Origin of the sequence: Streptomyces sp. cf386, assembly GCF_900103585.1 — a bacterium.
Classification (GTDB): domain Bacteria; phylum Actinomycetota; class Actinomycetes; order Streptomycetales; family Streptomycetaceae; genus Streptomyces.
In genome coordinates this window covers 567,544-580,416 of the sequence record NZ_FNHV01000001.1, presented here as the reverse complement: position 1 = coordinate 580,416, position 12,873 = coordinate 567,544, and the positions used below count along the sequence as shown (strand labels likewise).

General features: G+C 69.9%; 12 protein-coding genes. 6 read left to right on the top strand and 6 right to left on the bottom strand.

Features of this window, described 5'->3' with window-relative positions:
* Positions 1-209: 209 nt before the first annotated feature.
* Entirely contained in the window at positions 210-728 is a 519-nt protein-coding gene (locus BLU79_RS02540; protein ID WP_093904201.1) for a sigma-70 family RNA polymerase sigma factor, read from the bottom strand.
* A gap of 423 nt (positions 729-1,151) precedes the next feature.
* Between BLU79_RS02540 and BLU79_RS02535 the strand changes: the two genes are divergently transcribed.
* A complete protein-coding gene (locus BLU79_RS02535) occupies positions 1,152-2,807 on the top strand; it encodes a LysM peptidoglycan-binding domain-containing protein (RefSeq protein WP_093903885.1) in 1,656 nt (551 codons plus the stop codon).
* A 467-nt stretch (positions 2,808-3,274) separates the two neighbouring features.
* On the opposite strand, the gene BLU79_RS02530 is transcribed toward BLU79_RS02535, so the two are convergent.
* From BLU79_RS02530 to BLU79_RS02520, 3 genes are read right to left on the bottom strand one after another with little or no spacing between them, the layout of a single operon-like run.
* Entirely contained in the window at positions 3,275-4,750 is a 1,476-nt protein-coding gene (locus tag BLU79_RS02530; protein WP_093903884.1) for a class I adenylate-forming enzyme family protein, read from the bottom strand.
* Between the two features lie 37 nt (positions 4,751-4,787).
* Positions 4,788-5,711: an alpha/beta hydrolase gene (locus BLU79_RS02525; RefSeq protein WP_093903883.1), complete on the bottom strand. Its 924-nt coding sequence runs from the start codon at positions 5,709-5,711 to the stop codon at positions 4,788-4,790.
* Between the two features lie 7 nt (positions 5,712-5,718).
* Positions 5,719-6,687, bottom strand: a complete 969-nt coding sequence (locus BLU79_RS02520; protein WP_093903882.1) for an enoyl-CoA hydratase/isomerase family protein — start codon at positions 6,685-6,687, stop codon at positions 5,719-5,721.
* 261 nt (positions 6,688-6,948) lie between these two features.
* Between BLU79_RS02520 and BLU79_RS02515 the strand changes: the two genes are divergently transcribed.
* Positions 6,949-7,632, top strand: a complete 684-nt coding sequence (locus tag BLU79_RS02515; RefSeq protein ID WP_093903881.1) for a TetR/AcrR family transcriptional regulator — start codon at positions 6,949-6,951, stop codon at positions 7,630-7,632.
* Positions 7,633-7,666: 34 nt separating this feature from the next.
* Here the strand turns inward: BLU79_RS02515 and BLU79_RS02510 are convergent, their stop codons facing one another.
* A complete protein-coding gene (locus BLU79_RS02510) occupies positions 7,667-8,563 on the bottom strand; it encodes an SDR family oxidoreductase (RefSeq protein WP_093903880.1) in 897 nt (298 codons plus the stop codon).
* A gap of 107 nt (positions 8,564-8,670) precedes the next feature.
* On the opposite strand from BLU79_RS02510, the gene BLU79_RS02505 reads away from it, so the two are divergent.
* The 3 genes from BLU79_RS02505 (at position 8,671) to BLU79_RS02495 (ending at position 10,883) form a co-directional block, all read left to right on the top strand.
* Positions 8,671-9,168 (top strand): winged helix-turn-helix transcriptional regulator, encoded by a 498-nt coding sequence (locus BLU79_RS02505; RefSeq protein ID WP_093904200.1) that lies wholly within the window; start codon positions 8,671-8,673, stop codon positions 9,166-9,168.
* Positions 9,169-9,279: 111 nt separating this feature from the next.
* Positions 9,280-9,810: an SRPBCC family protein gene (locus BLU79_RS02500; RefSeq protein ID WP_093903879.1), complete on the top strand. Its 531-nt coding sequence runs from the start codon at positions 9,280-9,282 to the stop codon at positions 9,808-9,810.
* A complete protein-coding gene (locus tag BLU79_RS02495) occupies positions 9,810-10,883 on the top strand; it encodes an LLM class flavin-dependent oxidoreductase (protein WP_093903878.1) in 1,074 nt (357 codons plus the stop codon). Before BLU79_RS02500 ends, BLU79_RS02495 begins: the two co-directional genes overlap by 1 nt.
* 53 nt (positions 10,884-10,936) lie before the next feature.
* On the opposite strand, the gene BLU79_RS02490 is transcribed toward BLU79_RS02495, so the two are convergent.
* Entirely contained in the window at positions 10,937-11,569 is a 633-nt protein-coding gene (locus BLU79_RS02490) for a TetR/AcrR family transcriptional regulator (RefSeq protein ID WP_177000830.1), read from the bottom strand.
* Between the two features lie 97 nt (positions 11,570-11,666).
* Here BLU79_RS02490 and BLU79_RS02485 point away from each other — a divergent pair, with 97 nt between their 5' ends.
* The gene (locus tag BLU79_RS02485) at positions 11,667-12,863 is read left to right on the top strand and encodes a saccharopine dehydrogenase NADP-binding domain-containing protein (protein ID WP_107489267.1); all 1,197 of its coding nucleotides are present in this window, start codon (positions 11,667-11,669) and stop codon (positions 12,861-12,863) included.
* The last annotated feature ends 10 nt before the right edge of the window (positions 12,864-12,873 follow it).

Genomic DNA, 12,873 nt, shown 5'->3' with positions numbered 1-12,873 from the left:
GCTCGTCCACTCGGCCGTGCGACTGCACAGCACCCGCACGCTCGCACGGCAAAGCCGCCCGTGCCCCGCATCGTCAAGCGGGGTACGGGCGGCTTCGGTTGCCCGCGACGGGCCGGGGGAGCACCGCCGCGGGCCGGGGGCAGGCCGGTCGGGAAGGTGGAGCGGGAGTGGGGCGGTCGGGAAGGTCGAGCGGGAGTGGGGCGCGGGTCTCAGAGCGAGTAGCCGGGCATCGCCTTCTTGAGCGCCCGCAGCGCGTAGTACGTACGCGACTTGACCGTGCCCGGCGGCACGCCGAGCGCCTCCGCCGCTTCGTTCACGGACTGGCCGCGGAAGTACACCTGGATCAGCACGGCCCGGTGCTCGGCGGACAGCGTGCCCAGGGCGCGGCGTACGTCGAGGCGTTCCGCCGAGCGCTCCGCGTGGTCCTCCGGGATCGGCTTGGCCTCCAGGACGGCCTGGTCGTTGACCTCGGCGGGCCGGGCCTGCCGGGCACGGCGGGCATCGATCGCGATACGCCGGGCCACCGTGAACAGCCACGGCCGCATCGACTCGTGGTCGGTCTCCAGGGCCTCCGGGTGCTGCCAGGCACGCACGAACGTCTCCTGCAGCAGGTCCTCGGCGCGCTGCCGGTCACCGTAGGTGAGGCTCATCAGGAACCCGAGCAGGGCCCTGCCGTGCTCCTTCTTCAGCTCGGCGAGCGCCTGCTCGTCGGTGCGGGCCGGCCGCAGGGCCGACTTCTCGTTGCGCTGCAGGGCAGTGGAGCTCACCCGGATCACCTCTTCGTCAAGTCGTCTGTCGGGACCACCCGTTGGTGCGGGCAGTGGGGCATGACAGGGAGATTGGCAAAGGCGGCGCACCGAGATATCCGCCACTTGGCGTATGCGTAGGTGACCGTCGGTGAGCGGTCGAAAGGGGCCGTCAGCGGTCGACGAACGGTGCGTCGAACGGGCGAACGGGCGAACGGGCGAGCGGGCGAGCGCGCGAGTCGGCGAACGGTGATCCGGCGGCCGTACGTCGCCGACCCGGCGGTGGTTCAGCAGGGGGCCGTACGAGATGAACCGGGGGCCCCGGCCCCGCGTGCCATCGCATGCGGGCCGAGCAGCCCGCGCGAACGAGACGATCGTGACGATCGAGATGACGCGGAGGCGGAGATGACCCCCGACCGGCGTGCGGTGACCAGGGCCGTGGCGGTCCTCCTGTCCGGACTGCTGTTCTCGCTGGCGGCACCGGCGCTACCGGCGGTGGCCGAGGTACCGGGCAGCGCGCGGGCGGCCGTCGCCGCCGACGAGGAGAAGGTCAAGTACGTGGTGGTCGAGTCCCGCCCGGACGGCGAACCGGAGTTCCTCTTCAACATCGCGGAGCGCGTTCTGGGTGACGGCGAGCGCTTCACCGAGATCTTCGACCTGAACAAGGGCCGCCCCCAGGCCGATGGTTCGGCCCTGACCCAGCCGACCGTGATCGCCCCCGGCTGGGTGCTCGAACTGCCTCCGGACGCCCAGGGCCCCGGCGTGCGGTTCGGGCCGCTCCCCCTTGCGCGGCCCTCGCGGCAGGCAGCCGTGGACTCATCCCGGGAGGGACGGGCGACCCCGGCGCAGAGCCCGGGCGATGCCGTGACGTGGGCCATGGGAGGCGGGGCGGTACTGCTCGCGGCGGGCGCGGGTGCCGGGGTGTTCCTGCTGCGCCGGCGCAAGGTGGCCGCCCCGGCGACCGCCGACGCTACCGAGGCCGCCGCCGTGGCGGAGGCGGACACGACGACCGCTCCGACCGTGCGCCCCGCCCCGACGGCCAGGATCCCGCGGACGGTACGGCGCACGACGGCCGGCGCCGCACGGCGCGCTGATATCGCCGAGACCGATAGGGATATCCCCGGGTCCGGGACCGTCGTCTTTGAGTCCGGGACCTCCGAGACCGTCGTCTCCGAGTCCGGGACCTCCGAGTCCGGGACCTCGGAGTCCGTGAACCGTAGGTCCGGGTCCGGCGAGGTGGGGCCCGCCCCAGCCCGGATCCCGACCCTCCTGCGAGCCCCGACAGCGGTGCGCGCGGCAGCAACCCCCGCCCCCGCCCCTGCCTCCGTGGTGGCGACCGCTGCCCGCCCCAGCCGACTCACCACCCCGGCGCGGGGCCCGCGTGCCGGATCCGCCCGGCGAGTACCGCGTACGACGGGACGTACCGAATCCGCCGAACAGCCCACCCCGTCAGCAACCTCCGCGGAGCTCCCGGCCCCACCTGTGCCGACGTTGTCCCACACGGTCTCCTTCGGCGACGACCGGGTCACCGTGATCCTGCGCGGAGTCCGGGGTGACACCGAAGAATCCCTGGCCGGCAGCATCGGCTGGCACCCTGTGCCCTACGAAACCCCCGAAGGCGGACTCGCGTTCGTGTGCGTGGGAGCATCGGAGGAGGACGGCGGCTGCCTCTTCCTCGACCTGGCCCAGGCCCCCGGAGCCATCGCGGTACGCGGCGAACCCGACGCGGGCCGCAGGCTCGTGGAGTCCCTGGTCCTGCAGTTGGGCGCCAGCCCGATACTCGACCAGGCCTGCGCGGTCGCCGTCGGCTCGGTTGCCGAGTTGGCGCGGAACGTGGACACGTTCGAGTCCGCCGACGACATCCCCGAGCTGATCACGCGACGCCGGGAGGAGACGGACCCGCCCCTGGAGTTCGTCTTTTGCGAGGCAGACACAGCCCAGGCCGAGAGCGAGCTCGCCGCACTACTCGCCACCCCCGGCCAGGTGATCCCCATCGTCCTGGGCCGCGCGGCCGGTGCCCGTTGGATCCTGGACGTGCGCGAGGAGAGTCCGGGGCAGTAGTCCGTACGCGCAGCGGACTTCGATGCCGAGCCGATCCCGATCCGTGCGCTGCGAAGGACGCCTGACGGGCATCTGCCCGGTCAGGCGCCCTTTTCCTGGTGTCTAGAAGAAGCCCAGCTTCTTGGGCGCATACGACACCAGCAGGTTCTTGGTCTGCTGGCGGTACGCCGTACGTATGGCGCTGACCTGTGCGAATGCGAGGTATGTGGAGCGTTGGCGGGAGCTGGTCCGTGTATGGTCCGGATCTTGATGGTGTCTCCTTACCGACCTGCTCCGGCAGGAGCGGCCTGGGAGCGAGCGCACCGATAGGGCTGGGCCATCCTTGCGTGCAACTTCGCGGATGTCCCCGGCAGGCCGGGCGAGTGGCGAAGCTCGCGGAGTTCTGGGGGGTCCCGGATCTGGACTCGGTCCCTGACACGGAGCTGAGGGCCGCCACCGGAGACAGCCCCAAGCGCCATTCCTGGAGGTCAGGACCGCGCGGAGACCTCGGCGTGGGCAGCACGCAGCGAGACCTTGTCGATCTTGCCGACCGCGTTCTTCGCGATGGCATCCACCACGAAGAACGCGGTCGGGCGCTTGAAGCCGGTGAGGCTGCGCGCGCAGAGGGACTGCAGTGCCGACGGATCGACGGTCGAACCCGGTCGGGGCTGGACGTAGGCGACGACGACCTCTCCCCATTTCTCGTCGGGGACGCCGATCACGGCGGCCTCGAGCACCGACGGGTCACCGACGAGGACGTCCTCGATCTCCTTGGGGTAGATGTTCTCCCCACCCCGGATGATCATGTCCTTCGAACGTCCGACCAGGGTCAGGTATCCGTCGGCGTCGAGCCGGCCCACGTCGCCGGTGTGCAGCCAGCCGTCGACGATGACCCTGGCTGTCTCCTCCGGGCGGCCGAGATAGCCCCGCATGACGTTGGGGCCCCGCACGACGACCTCTCCGTCCCCGCCCGGCGGCACCTCGCTGCCGTCGGCGTCGACGATCCGGATCTCCTGGCCGGGGAAGGGCAGTCCCACGGTTCCGGCGCGTCGAGGGCCCGCGACAGGATTGATGGTGGAGCCGCAGGTTCCCTCGGACAGCCCGTACCCCTCGACGAGCGGAAATCCGTAACGGGCCTCGAACCGGGTCAGCAGCTCGGCGGAGGCGGGTGCCGCGCCGCAGACTCCGAAGCGCAGGGACGACGTGTCGGGGCGGACCTGGTCCGGGAGCGCCGCGAGCATGCTGTAGATCGTCGGCACGGCGCTGAAGAAGGTGGGGCGCTCGCGCTCGACCACGTCGAAGAACGTCTGGGGATTGAATCGGTCGGCGATGGTGACGCTCGCGCCCGCCAGCAACGGTACGAGGGTGCTGACCACGATGCCGTTGACGTGGAAGAGCGGCAGGATCAGCAGACACCGGTCGACCGGACCGACCTCCAGCGCCCGACGCCCCATGTCCGCCATGGCGTCGATGTTGGCGTGATCGAGCATCACCCCCTTGGGAACCCCGGTCGTGCCGCTGGTGTAGATGAGCAGGGCCAGCGCGGACGGGTCCGGAAGAGGGGCTTCATCCGGCTCCGCCGCTGCGTCGTCGCGCAGTTCGCCGACGGCGAGAAAGGCAGTCCCGTCCGCCACTGCGGCCTCGCCGTCCTCGCTCAGCAGAAGGCGTGCGCGGGAGTCCTTGAGCTGTCGGGCCACTTCGATGTCGGTCATGCTCGGGTTGACCGGCGTGATGGTGGCGCCGAGCCGCCAGGCGGCGAACAGCAGAAGCACGAACTCCACGCGATTGGTGAGCTTGACAGCCACGACATCGCCGGGGCCGATCCCGAGGTCCTGGAGGTGACGTGTCGCCGCCTGGACGCGACGCAGCAACTGGACGTTGGTGAGGGCCTGGCGGCCGTCCGAGACCGCGGCCCCGTCGGGGTCGAGGGACGCGCGGCGGTCGGGCAGAGATGCGAAATTCATGGCGAGGGCGTACCTGTCTGGGTGTGATGCGGTCCGGTCACGGAGCTGAAGTGGCGGCTGCCGGGTTCAGCTGGCGGGTGAGGAACTCGATCTGGTCGCGCACCAGTACTTCGAAGGTCTCGCTGGTGTAGAAGTCGAAGTGGCCGGCGTCGTACCTCTTGATCTCTCCCTTGGGTGCGGTGCGCGCGTAGCGGAGGGTCTGGGCGGGAGGCGTGACGGAGTCGGTGTCGCTGACGCAGAAGAGGATCGGCATGGCGATCTTCTTGGCCGCGCGCCCGGGCCGGTAGGTGAGGATGGTCGGGATGACCCGCGCCGCCACCTCGTTGCGGAACGTCGTTCCCGGAGGCTGGAGCGCCTGGTATCCGGGCAGGGCGTCCGGGGCGTTCATGAGGGCCGAAGAGCCGGGGGTGGCGGCGATCGGCACCATCACGGGCGGCTTTCCGCGGCCTCTGGCCGCCAGGTCGCGGGCGACCACGGGGAGGACCTTGAGTGAGGCGGCAGGGCCCAGCGCGAGCGCGGAGGCGAGACCGTCGGTGAAGGGGCATTGCGACACTGCCGCGCGCAGTTCGGGGTGGCGGGAGGCGACGGTGATGGCATGGCCGCCGCCGAACGAGCTGCCCCATACGGCGATGCGGGTCCGGTCGACGTCCGTGCGGGCTTTGACGTAGGCGATGGCGGCGTCCCAGTCGGCGAGCTGACGCTTGATCGACAGGAGCTGGCGAGGGTGGCCGCCGCTGTCGCCGAAGTGCCGGTAGGTGAAGGCCACCGCGGCGATGCCGGCCTGCGCGAAGCGCTCGGCGAAGGCGTCCAGCCGCATTTCGCGGACGGCGCCGAGGCCGTGCCCGAGGATGACGACGGGCGGAGACGTGACGCCTGTGGGGAGGTAGAGCCAGCCGGCGCAGTTGCTGTCGCCGGAAGGGAACGTGATGTCGTGACGGGTGAAGGACTGCTGAGTGGTCATCGTCGGTTCACCGCCCGCTCGTCGAGCGACGGCCCGGCACGCTGCCCGAGGCGAGGGCTCGTGCGTAGGTGCCCGGTGTGTAGAGCGGGAGTTCGCCGGTGGCGGCGGTTGTGGCCTGGTAGTCGAGCATCAGCCTCTGGCCTTCCTCTGACATGATCTGGGCGAAGAACTCGGCGCGTTCGACGTGCAGACCGTCCTCCAGTGACATCGAGCCGCCGAAGTACACCGACCTCTTGGCGGCCGCGACCGACGCCTTCGACCGCTTTCCGAAGTGCTCGGCGAGATCGACCGCCTGCGCGACCACCTTGTCCTGCGCGACCACCTTGTCCACCGCCCCGTTGGCGAGGGCCTCTTCGGGCGTGAACGGCTTGCCTTCGAGGATCGCGGCCAGGGACCGGTGGGTGCCGATCAGGCGGGTCAGCCGCTGGGTGCCGCCCCCGCCCGGGATGATGCCGAGCAGGATCTCCGGCTGGCCGATGAAGAAGTCCCCGTCGGCCATGACCCGCAGATCGCACGCCCAGGCGAACTCCGCGCCGAGGCCGAGAGCGGAACCGTTGAGGGCGGCGACGTAAAGCACACCGCTGGCGTTCATCCGCAGGAAGGTCCTGTGCAGACGTTCCAGCTGCAGAGCCCCGCGCATCGGGGTTCTGCGCATCACGGACCCGAGGAGGCGGGACCGGTCCACGTGCTTGGCCATGCGGACGACGGCTGAGGCAGCGCGCCGGCCGACCGTAGGGCTCGCGGCGCCCTCTTCCTGCAGCCACCGGACCGCGGCATGGCTGACGAACCGCTCGGGATGTGCCCCGGTGAAGACGACGGCACGGATGTTCGGATCACGGTCGGCTCGGGCCACCAGCTTCTCCAGCTGCTGGGCGATGTCGAGGCCGAACTCCTGGAGCGGGCCGCCGTCGACCCGCGCGATCAGAACGGCCCCGCGATCTTCGACCGTGAGACGGCCCTTGTCTTTGTATGGCATGAGTTCTGCTCCCGTGCTGAGTTCATGGCGATGGGAAAGTGCGTGGGGACGGCCGCGGATGCGTGTCGCAGCGATGAGGTCGGGTTCGCCCGACACGCTGTGCCCGCAGGGGCGGCAGGAGACTGGACCAGCGCGTGATGGCGTGTCCGAGAGCGGACGTGTGTATCCGAGGCGGCAGGTCACACACGATGTGTACTATTGCCGTGAAGAATTACATAACCAAGTTATTTCATGTGTGTCAACGGTGGAGGCGTGCGGGACATGGCAGGGCGGGCGAGAGTCGATGACGCACCGGAACGACTTGTGCAGGCGGCCGTCGGCTTGCTGGCCGAGCAGGGTCCGTCGGCTCTGAAGGTGCGCGCGGTGGCGTCCGCGAGCGGACTGTCGACGATGGTGGTCTACAGCCACTTCGGTGGGATCCCCGAGCTGATGAGCGCTGTCGCCGACCACGGGTTCAAGGAACTCGGCGCGGCGTTCGGCCGGGTACCGGTGACGGAGGACCCGGTCGCGGACCTCTTCGCCATGGCCTTGACCTGCCGCCGGCAGGCCCGTGAGAACCCTCACCTCTACGACCTGATGTTCGGTCTGTCCACTCGGGCGACGTACCGGCCGTTGCCGGATACGGACCGTCGCATGAGCGGGCATTCCCCGGCCTTTCGGGAAGCCCACGCTCATGTCACCGCGGCGTGCGAACGGCTCGTGCGCACCGGCAGGATCGAGCGTCAGGAACCCGGAGCCATCGCCGCCCAGCTGTGGAGTTACGTGCACGGTTACATCACCCTTGAACTGGCTGAGCACTTCGTCGAGTTCGACGACGCCGTGGCGCAGGTGCTCGTGCCGATGGGCGTGAACTTCACTGTCGGACTGGGTGGGGAGCGGGAGCGTGCTGAGGCCTCCCATGCGGCCGGTGCGCGCCTGTACGACTCGATCGCCCAAGTCCGGTGAGAAGCCGGGGGGTTGGGCGCTGCCCCGGGTGCGGCTAGGACGACCTGGTCTTCGCGGCAGGGGTATCGGTGCTCGGCGTGCGCTGGTCGTTCCTGCCCAGGGCTGCGACCTCCCGTTCGAGGGAGGGAACCGCCCGGGCGGCGAAACGCCTCATCCAAGGCCACGCCAATGGCGAGTTCAGCGCCCCCTTCGCCCAGTTGGCCACGACGACCGCGCGCGGGACGTACACACGGCTGCGTCGGCGCACGAGCCCGTCGACGATCGCGGCGGCCGCCCGGTCGGCGCTCGTGGTGACGTTGCCCGGATAGGGAAGCCGCGCGCGCAGGCCCTGGAACGAGGGGAGGTCCGCCTCGGCGCCCCGGACGAGGTCCGTGTCGATCCAGGAGGGGTGCACCACGCCGACCGTGACTCCTAGGTGGGCCACCTCCTGGCGGTAGGTCAGAGCGAGCAGCTCGGCCCCGGCCTTGCTCGCGCCGTACGAGGCCATCGCGGCCAGCGGCATGAACGACAGCGCGGACGCCACGACCAGCACATGGCCACGGCTGCGCTCCAGATGGGGCGTCGCGTACTTGAGGGTGCGGAAGACGCCGTTGAGGTTGATGTCCAGAACCCGCTCGAACGACGCCTCGTCCGTCTGCCGCACCGTCCCGTACGCCACGACGCCGGCGTTGGCGACCACGAGGTCGACGCCGCCCATGACCTCGGCGGCCTCGTCGATCGCCGACTGTAGAGCGGCCCTGTCGCGCACATCGGCCTCACGCCACGAAGCGCTGGGACTCAGCTCGTCGGCGAGGGCGCGCAACCGATCGGCTTCGAGTCCGATCACGGTCACCCGGGCCCCTCGGGCGGCAGCCAGGCGGGCCACCTTCTCACCGATGCCGCGTGCCGCTCCGGTAACAACCAGCTTCTTGCCCAGCAAGTCACGTTTCATGGCGGCAACATAACTTCGTTATTGATGGAGCACAAGAGACTGCGCACCGGGTCGCTGTTCGGTTCACCTGCTGGGTCTCACGACTGGACGAACCTATGCTGGCCGTCATGAGACGGACATCCTTTGCGCAGTGGCCCTGCTCGATCGCGCGCACCATGGACCTGCTCGGGGACTGGTGGACGCCGCTGGTGCTGCGTGAGGCGTTCTACGGGATCCGGCGGTTCGACGCGTTCCAGGAGTCGCTGGGGATCGCCCGCAACACGCTGACGGACCGGCTGCGTCGGCTGGTGGAGGAGGGGCTGCTGGAGAAGCGGCCCTACCAGACGGAGCCGGTCCGCCATGACTACGTGCTCACCGAGAAGGGGCGCGACTTCTATGGCGTGCTGCTGGTGATGAACCGGTGGGGGGACCGCTGGCTCTCCGGCGAAGCGGGCCCACCGGTGACGATGCGCCACGAGGCGTGCGGGCAGGAGACGCATGCCGAGGTGGTGTGCGCCGCCTGCGGTGAGCCCCTGACCCTGGACAACACCCACCCCCGGATGGGCCCCGGCTACCCACCGCACTTGGCCGAACGGCCGGATGTGCGGGAGCGGTTCGCGGGCTGACCGGGCAGCGCCCTGGAAGGCACGTCACCCTTGACAAGTGGGTCTACCTACGCAACTTTACTGGTCAGACGCTCATGTGGGTGTTCTTGGCGGCAGAGAGGCTGCGGGGTCATGGAGTGGACGGGCGCACGCTATGCGGACAAGCCGACGGTTGAGGTCCACACCTGGATCGCCGCACCACCGGCTCAGGTGTGGAAGCTGGTGTCCGACATCGAGCTGATGCCGCGCATGAGCCCCGAGCTGCAGTCGGTGGAATGGCTGGACGGCAGCGGGCCCGCTCTGGGAGCCCGGTTCGTCGGCCGGAGCAAGCATGAAGCGCTCGGGGAGTGGGCCACCACGTCCCACATCGTCGAGTGCGAGCCGCCGAAGCGGCTCGCCTGGGCGGTAGAGGATCCGCAGTACCCCACGGCGATCTGGCGGTTCACGTTGGAGCCGCAGGACGAAGGCACTCTGCTGCGGGAGTGGATGCAGATGGGGCCGGCTCCCTCGGGTCTCTCCTTCGCCATCGAACGCATGCCGGAGAAGGAGCAGAAGATCGTCTTCGTGCGCATGCGGGAGTTCGAGGCCAACATGACCGTCACCCTCGAAGGGGTCAAGAAGCTGGCCGAGAGCCCCCGGACCTCGGGCGAGGCGAGTCTGTGATGCGTACCTCCACCACGATCGAAGCCTCCGGCGGCGACTGGCGGGAGATCGTCGACTACGTCACCGAGGCGGAGAGGCTCGGTCTGGACATCTGCTGGGTGGCGGAGGCGTGGGGCTCCGAGGCACCCTCGCCGTTGGGCTATCTCGCCGCGAAGACGGAGCGCATGCTTCTCGGATCGGGAATCATCCAGCTCGGCACCCGCACGCCGATGGCCATCGCGCGCGCCGCGATCACGCTGTCGCAGATCTCCCAGGGGCGCTTCCTCCTCGGGCTTGGCCCCTCCGGACCGCAGGTGATCGAAGGGTTGCACGGCGTGCCTTTCGACCGGCCGCTGTCCCGGATGAGCGAGACCGTCGAGATCGTGCGACAGGCCGCCTCGGGGGAGAAGATCTCCCACCCCGGCCGTGAATTCCAGATCCCGCTGCCCGGTGGGGAGGCCAGGCCCATGCGTCTGTCCGTGCGTGCCGAGCACGACATCCCCGTCTACCTGGCCACCCTCTCGCCGAAGATGCTGCACCTGACCGGTGAGATCGCCGACGGCTGGCTGGGCACCAGTTTCGTACCCGAAGGCGCCAAAGAGGCGTACTTCGACCACCTGGACCGGGGCCTTGCCAACGCCGGCCGTACACGCGCCGACCTCGACATCTGCCAGGGCGCCGAGGTCGCCTTCGCGGAGGACGAGGACGACCTGCGCATGATGGTGGCCGGACGCAAGAAGGAGCTGGCCTTCAGCCTCGGCGGCATGGGCTCGGCGACCACGAACTTCTACAACAACGCCTACAGCCGCCAGGGTTGGGCCGAGGTCGCGGCCGAGGTCCGGACCCGTTGGCAGGCCGGGGACCGGGACGGCGCGGCCGGTCTGATCACCGACGAGATGGTGCTGGCGACGACGCTGATCGGAACCGAGGACATGGTGCGTGAGCGACTGCGCGTGTGGCGCGACGTCGGTGTCGACACCGTCCGCTTCTATCCCGCCGGCGAGACTCTCGACGCCCGGCTCGCCACCCTGGGCCGGGCCATCGACCTGGTCCGCGACCTCGAGACGAGGTGGCAAGCTGACGACAGGCCATAGTGGCCGAGGCGGGCCGCCATAGGCCGATGCCGTCCGCCGTGCCCCGGTTCAGGTCAACCGCGGGCGCTGACGCCGTCGGCCGCCAGGCCCGACATCATCAGGGTGATCGCTTGGAATGTCCTGGTCAGGGCTTCCTCCCGGTCCATCGCGGCGGCGATGATCTGGTTGCCCTCGCACAGGCCGGCCAGCAGTAGTCGGGCGACGGTGGCGACGGGCACGTCCGGTTGCAGGTCACCGCGTTCGGCCAGAACGGTCAGCAGCCGTTCGATCTGCGGCTGGGCGACGGTGTCGTTGACATGCCGGTACTGCTCTCCCAGGACCGAGGGCGCCTGGGCCATCAGCTCCCGGTGCAGGGGGTCGTCGATGGTCCGCCGCAGGAAGGCGTGCGTGAGGTCGGCGACCGCGGTCATGGCGGGTTGGTCCGGCCTTGTCGCACGGATCGCCTCGGACGTCGTGTCGCACAGGGCGCCGACCTGCTGAAGCAGTTCGATGTAGAGCTCGGCGAACATTGCCCTCTTGTCCGGGAAGTGGCTGTAGAAGGTGCCCTTGCTCACCCGCGCCGCCCCGGTGATGGCCTCGACCGACGTGTCCGCGAACCCGTTGTCCACGAACAGCTTCCGCGCGGCTGTCACCAGGTCCGCCCGGGTCTGCTCCGCATACATCTGTCGTCGGTTTGGCCCTCGCATGCGCACCATCGTATATTCAGTGACCCTGGGTCAGTGAATGACTTGAGGTCAGTCGGGTGATTGTCGTGACAGTGCCCTCCGGAAGGCAGGCGGAGCCGTGGAAAAGCGCAGGATCGTGTTGCTGGGTGCGACGGGGTACACCGGGCAGCGCGTGCTCCGGGAACTGCTCGCACGAGGGGAGAAGCCGACCTTGGTCGGGCGGAGCCGGACCAGGATGCAGACCCTGGCCGACCGCTTCCAGGCGGAGCTGCCGGTGGCCGAGGTCGACGTCACCTCCACGGCCGACCTGACGCGCCTCGTGGAGCCCAGCGATGTCGTCGTCTCCACGATCGGACCGTTCATGTGGCTCGGAATGCCCGCGGTCACGGCTGCCGCGCGGGCGGGGGCGCACTACTTCGACTCGACGGGGGAGGGGACCTTCGCCCGCCGCGTCCTCCTTGAGCTGGACGCCGTCGCGGCCGGCCGGGGAGCGACTCTCGTGCCCGCCTTCGGCTACGACTACGTGCCGGGCAACCTCGCCGGCGCGCTCGCCCTGACGCGCGCGGGCGAGCGGGCACGCCACGTGGAGACCGGGTACTTCATCACACGCGCCGGACACGGCGACGAACTGCGTTACCGCAGCACCCTGCGCGACGCGTACACCCTGACCACGGGAGGCACACGTCAGACGCTGGTCGCTGCCGCGGCCGAGGACGGGTTCGCCTACCGCAGGCCGCGCCCCTGGGCCGGCGCCCGCGTGGTCGACGAGCGCGCCGCCAAGCGGGTACGCACTTTCCACTACGGAGGCATGAAACGTACGACCATGACCGTCCCGGGCACGGAGCATCTCGGACTGCCGGAGGTCTTCCCTCAGTTGGAGAGCGTCGAGGTGGGCCTCGGGTGGCTTGGACGGTGGACCCGCCCGGTGCAGATCGCTGCCACGCTCCAGGCGCCCATGCTGCGCTCGGCGAAGGTACGGGCCGCGCTGGCGCGGTGGTCCGAGCGGCTCCCGGGATCACAGCGCGAGCCTGATCCCGACGGCCGTTCCCTGGTGATCGCCGTCGCCCGCGACAGCCACGGCCGACCCCTGGCCACGACGGCCCTCACCGGACCCGATCCGTACGAGATGACGGGATCCCTCCTGGCGTGGGGCGCCGCCCACGCGGCTCAGCCGGATGCCGTACTCAAGCCCGGTGCGCACGGCCCGGTCGCCGCCTTCGGCCTCGACACTCTCAGGCTCGGTGCCGCCGAGGCCGGAGTACACGAAGTCGACGGGGCGGCCGGCCCGCCGTCGATGATGACTGAGCGGGCATAGATCACCAAGC

Excerpts from the sequence above, each read along its gene's own strand:
- BLU79_RS02535 (WP_093903885.1), top strand. The coding sequence starts at position 1,152 with ATGACCCCCGACCGGCGTGCGGTGACCAGGGCCGTGGCGGTCCTCCTG.
- BLU79_RS02530 (WP_093903884.1), bottom strand. The coding sequence starts at position 4,750 with ATGAATTTCGCATCTCTGCCCGACCGCCGCGCGTCCCTCGACCCCGAC.
- BLU79_RS02525 (WP_093903883.1), bottom strand. The coding sequence starts at position 5,711 with ATGACCACTCAGCAGTCCTTCACCCGTCACGACATCACGTTCCCTTCC.
- BLU79_RS02520 (WP_093903882.1), bottom strand. The coding sequence starts at position 6,687 with ATGCCATACAAAGACAAGGGCCGTCTCACGGTCGAAGATCGCGGGGCC.
- BLU79_RS02515 (WP_093903881.1), top strand. The coding sequence starts at position 6,949 with ATGGCAGGGCGGGCGAGAGTCGATGACGCACCGGAACGACTTGTGCAG.
- BLU79_RS02510 (WP_093903880.1), bottom strand. The coding sequence starts at position 8,563 with ATGAAACGTGACTTGCTGGGCAAGAAGCTGGTTGTTACCGGAGCGGCA.
- BLU79_RS02505 (WP_093904200.1), top strand. The coding sequence starts at position 8,671 with ATGAGACGGACATCCTTTGCGCAGTGGCCCTGCTCGATCGCGCGCACC.
- BLU79_RS02500 (WP_093903879.1), top strand. The coding sequence starts at position 9,280 with ATGGAGTGGACGGGCGCACGCTATGCGGACAAGCCGACGGTTGAGGTC.
- BLU79_RS02495 (WP_093903878.1), top strand. The coding sequence starts at position 9,810 with ATGCGTACCTCCACCACGATCGAAGCCTCCGGCGGCGACTGGCGGGAG.
- BLU79_RS02490 (WP_177000830.1), bottom strand. The coding sequence starts at position 11,569 with ATGCGAGGGCCAAACCGACGACAGATGTATGCGGAGCAGACCCGGGCG.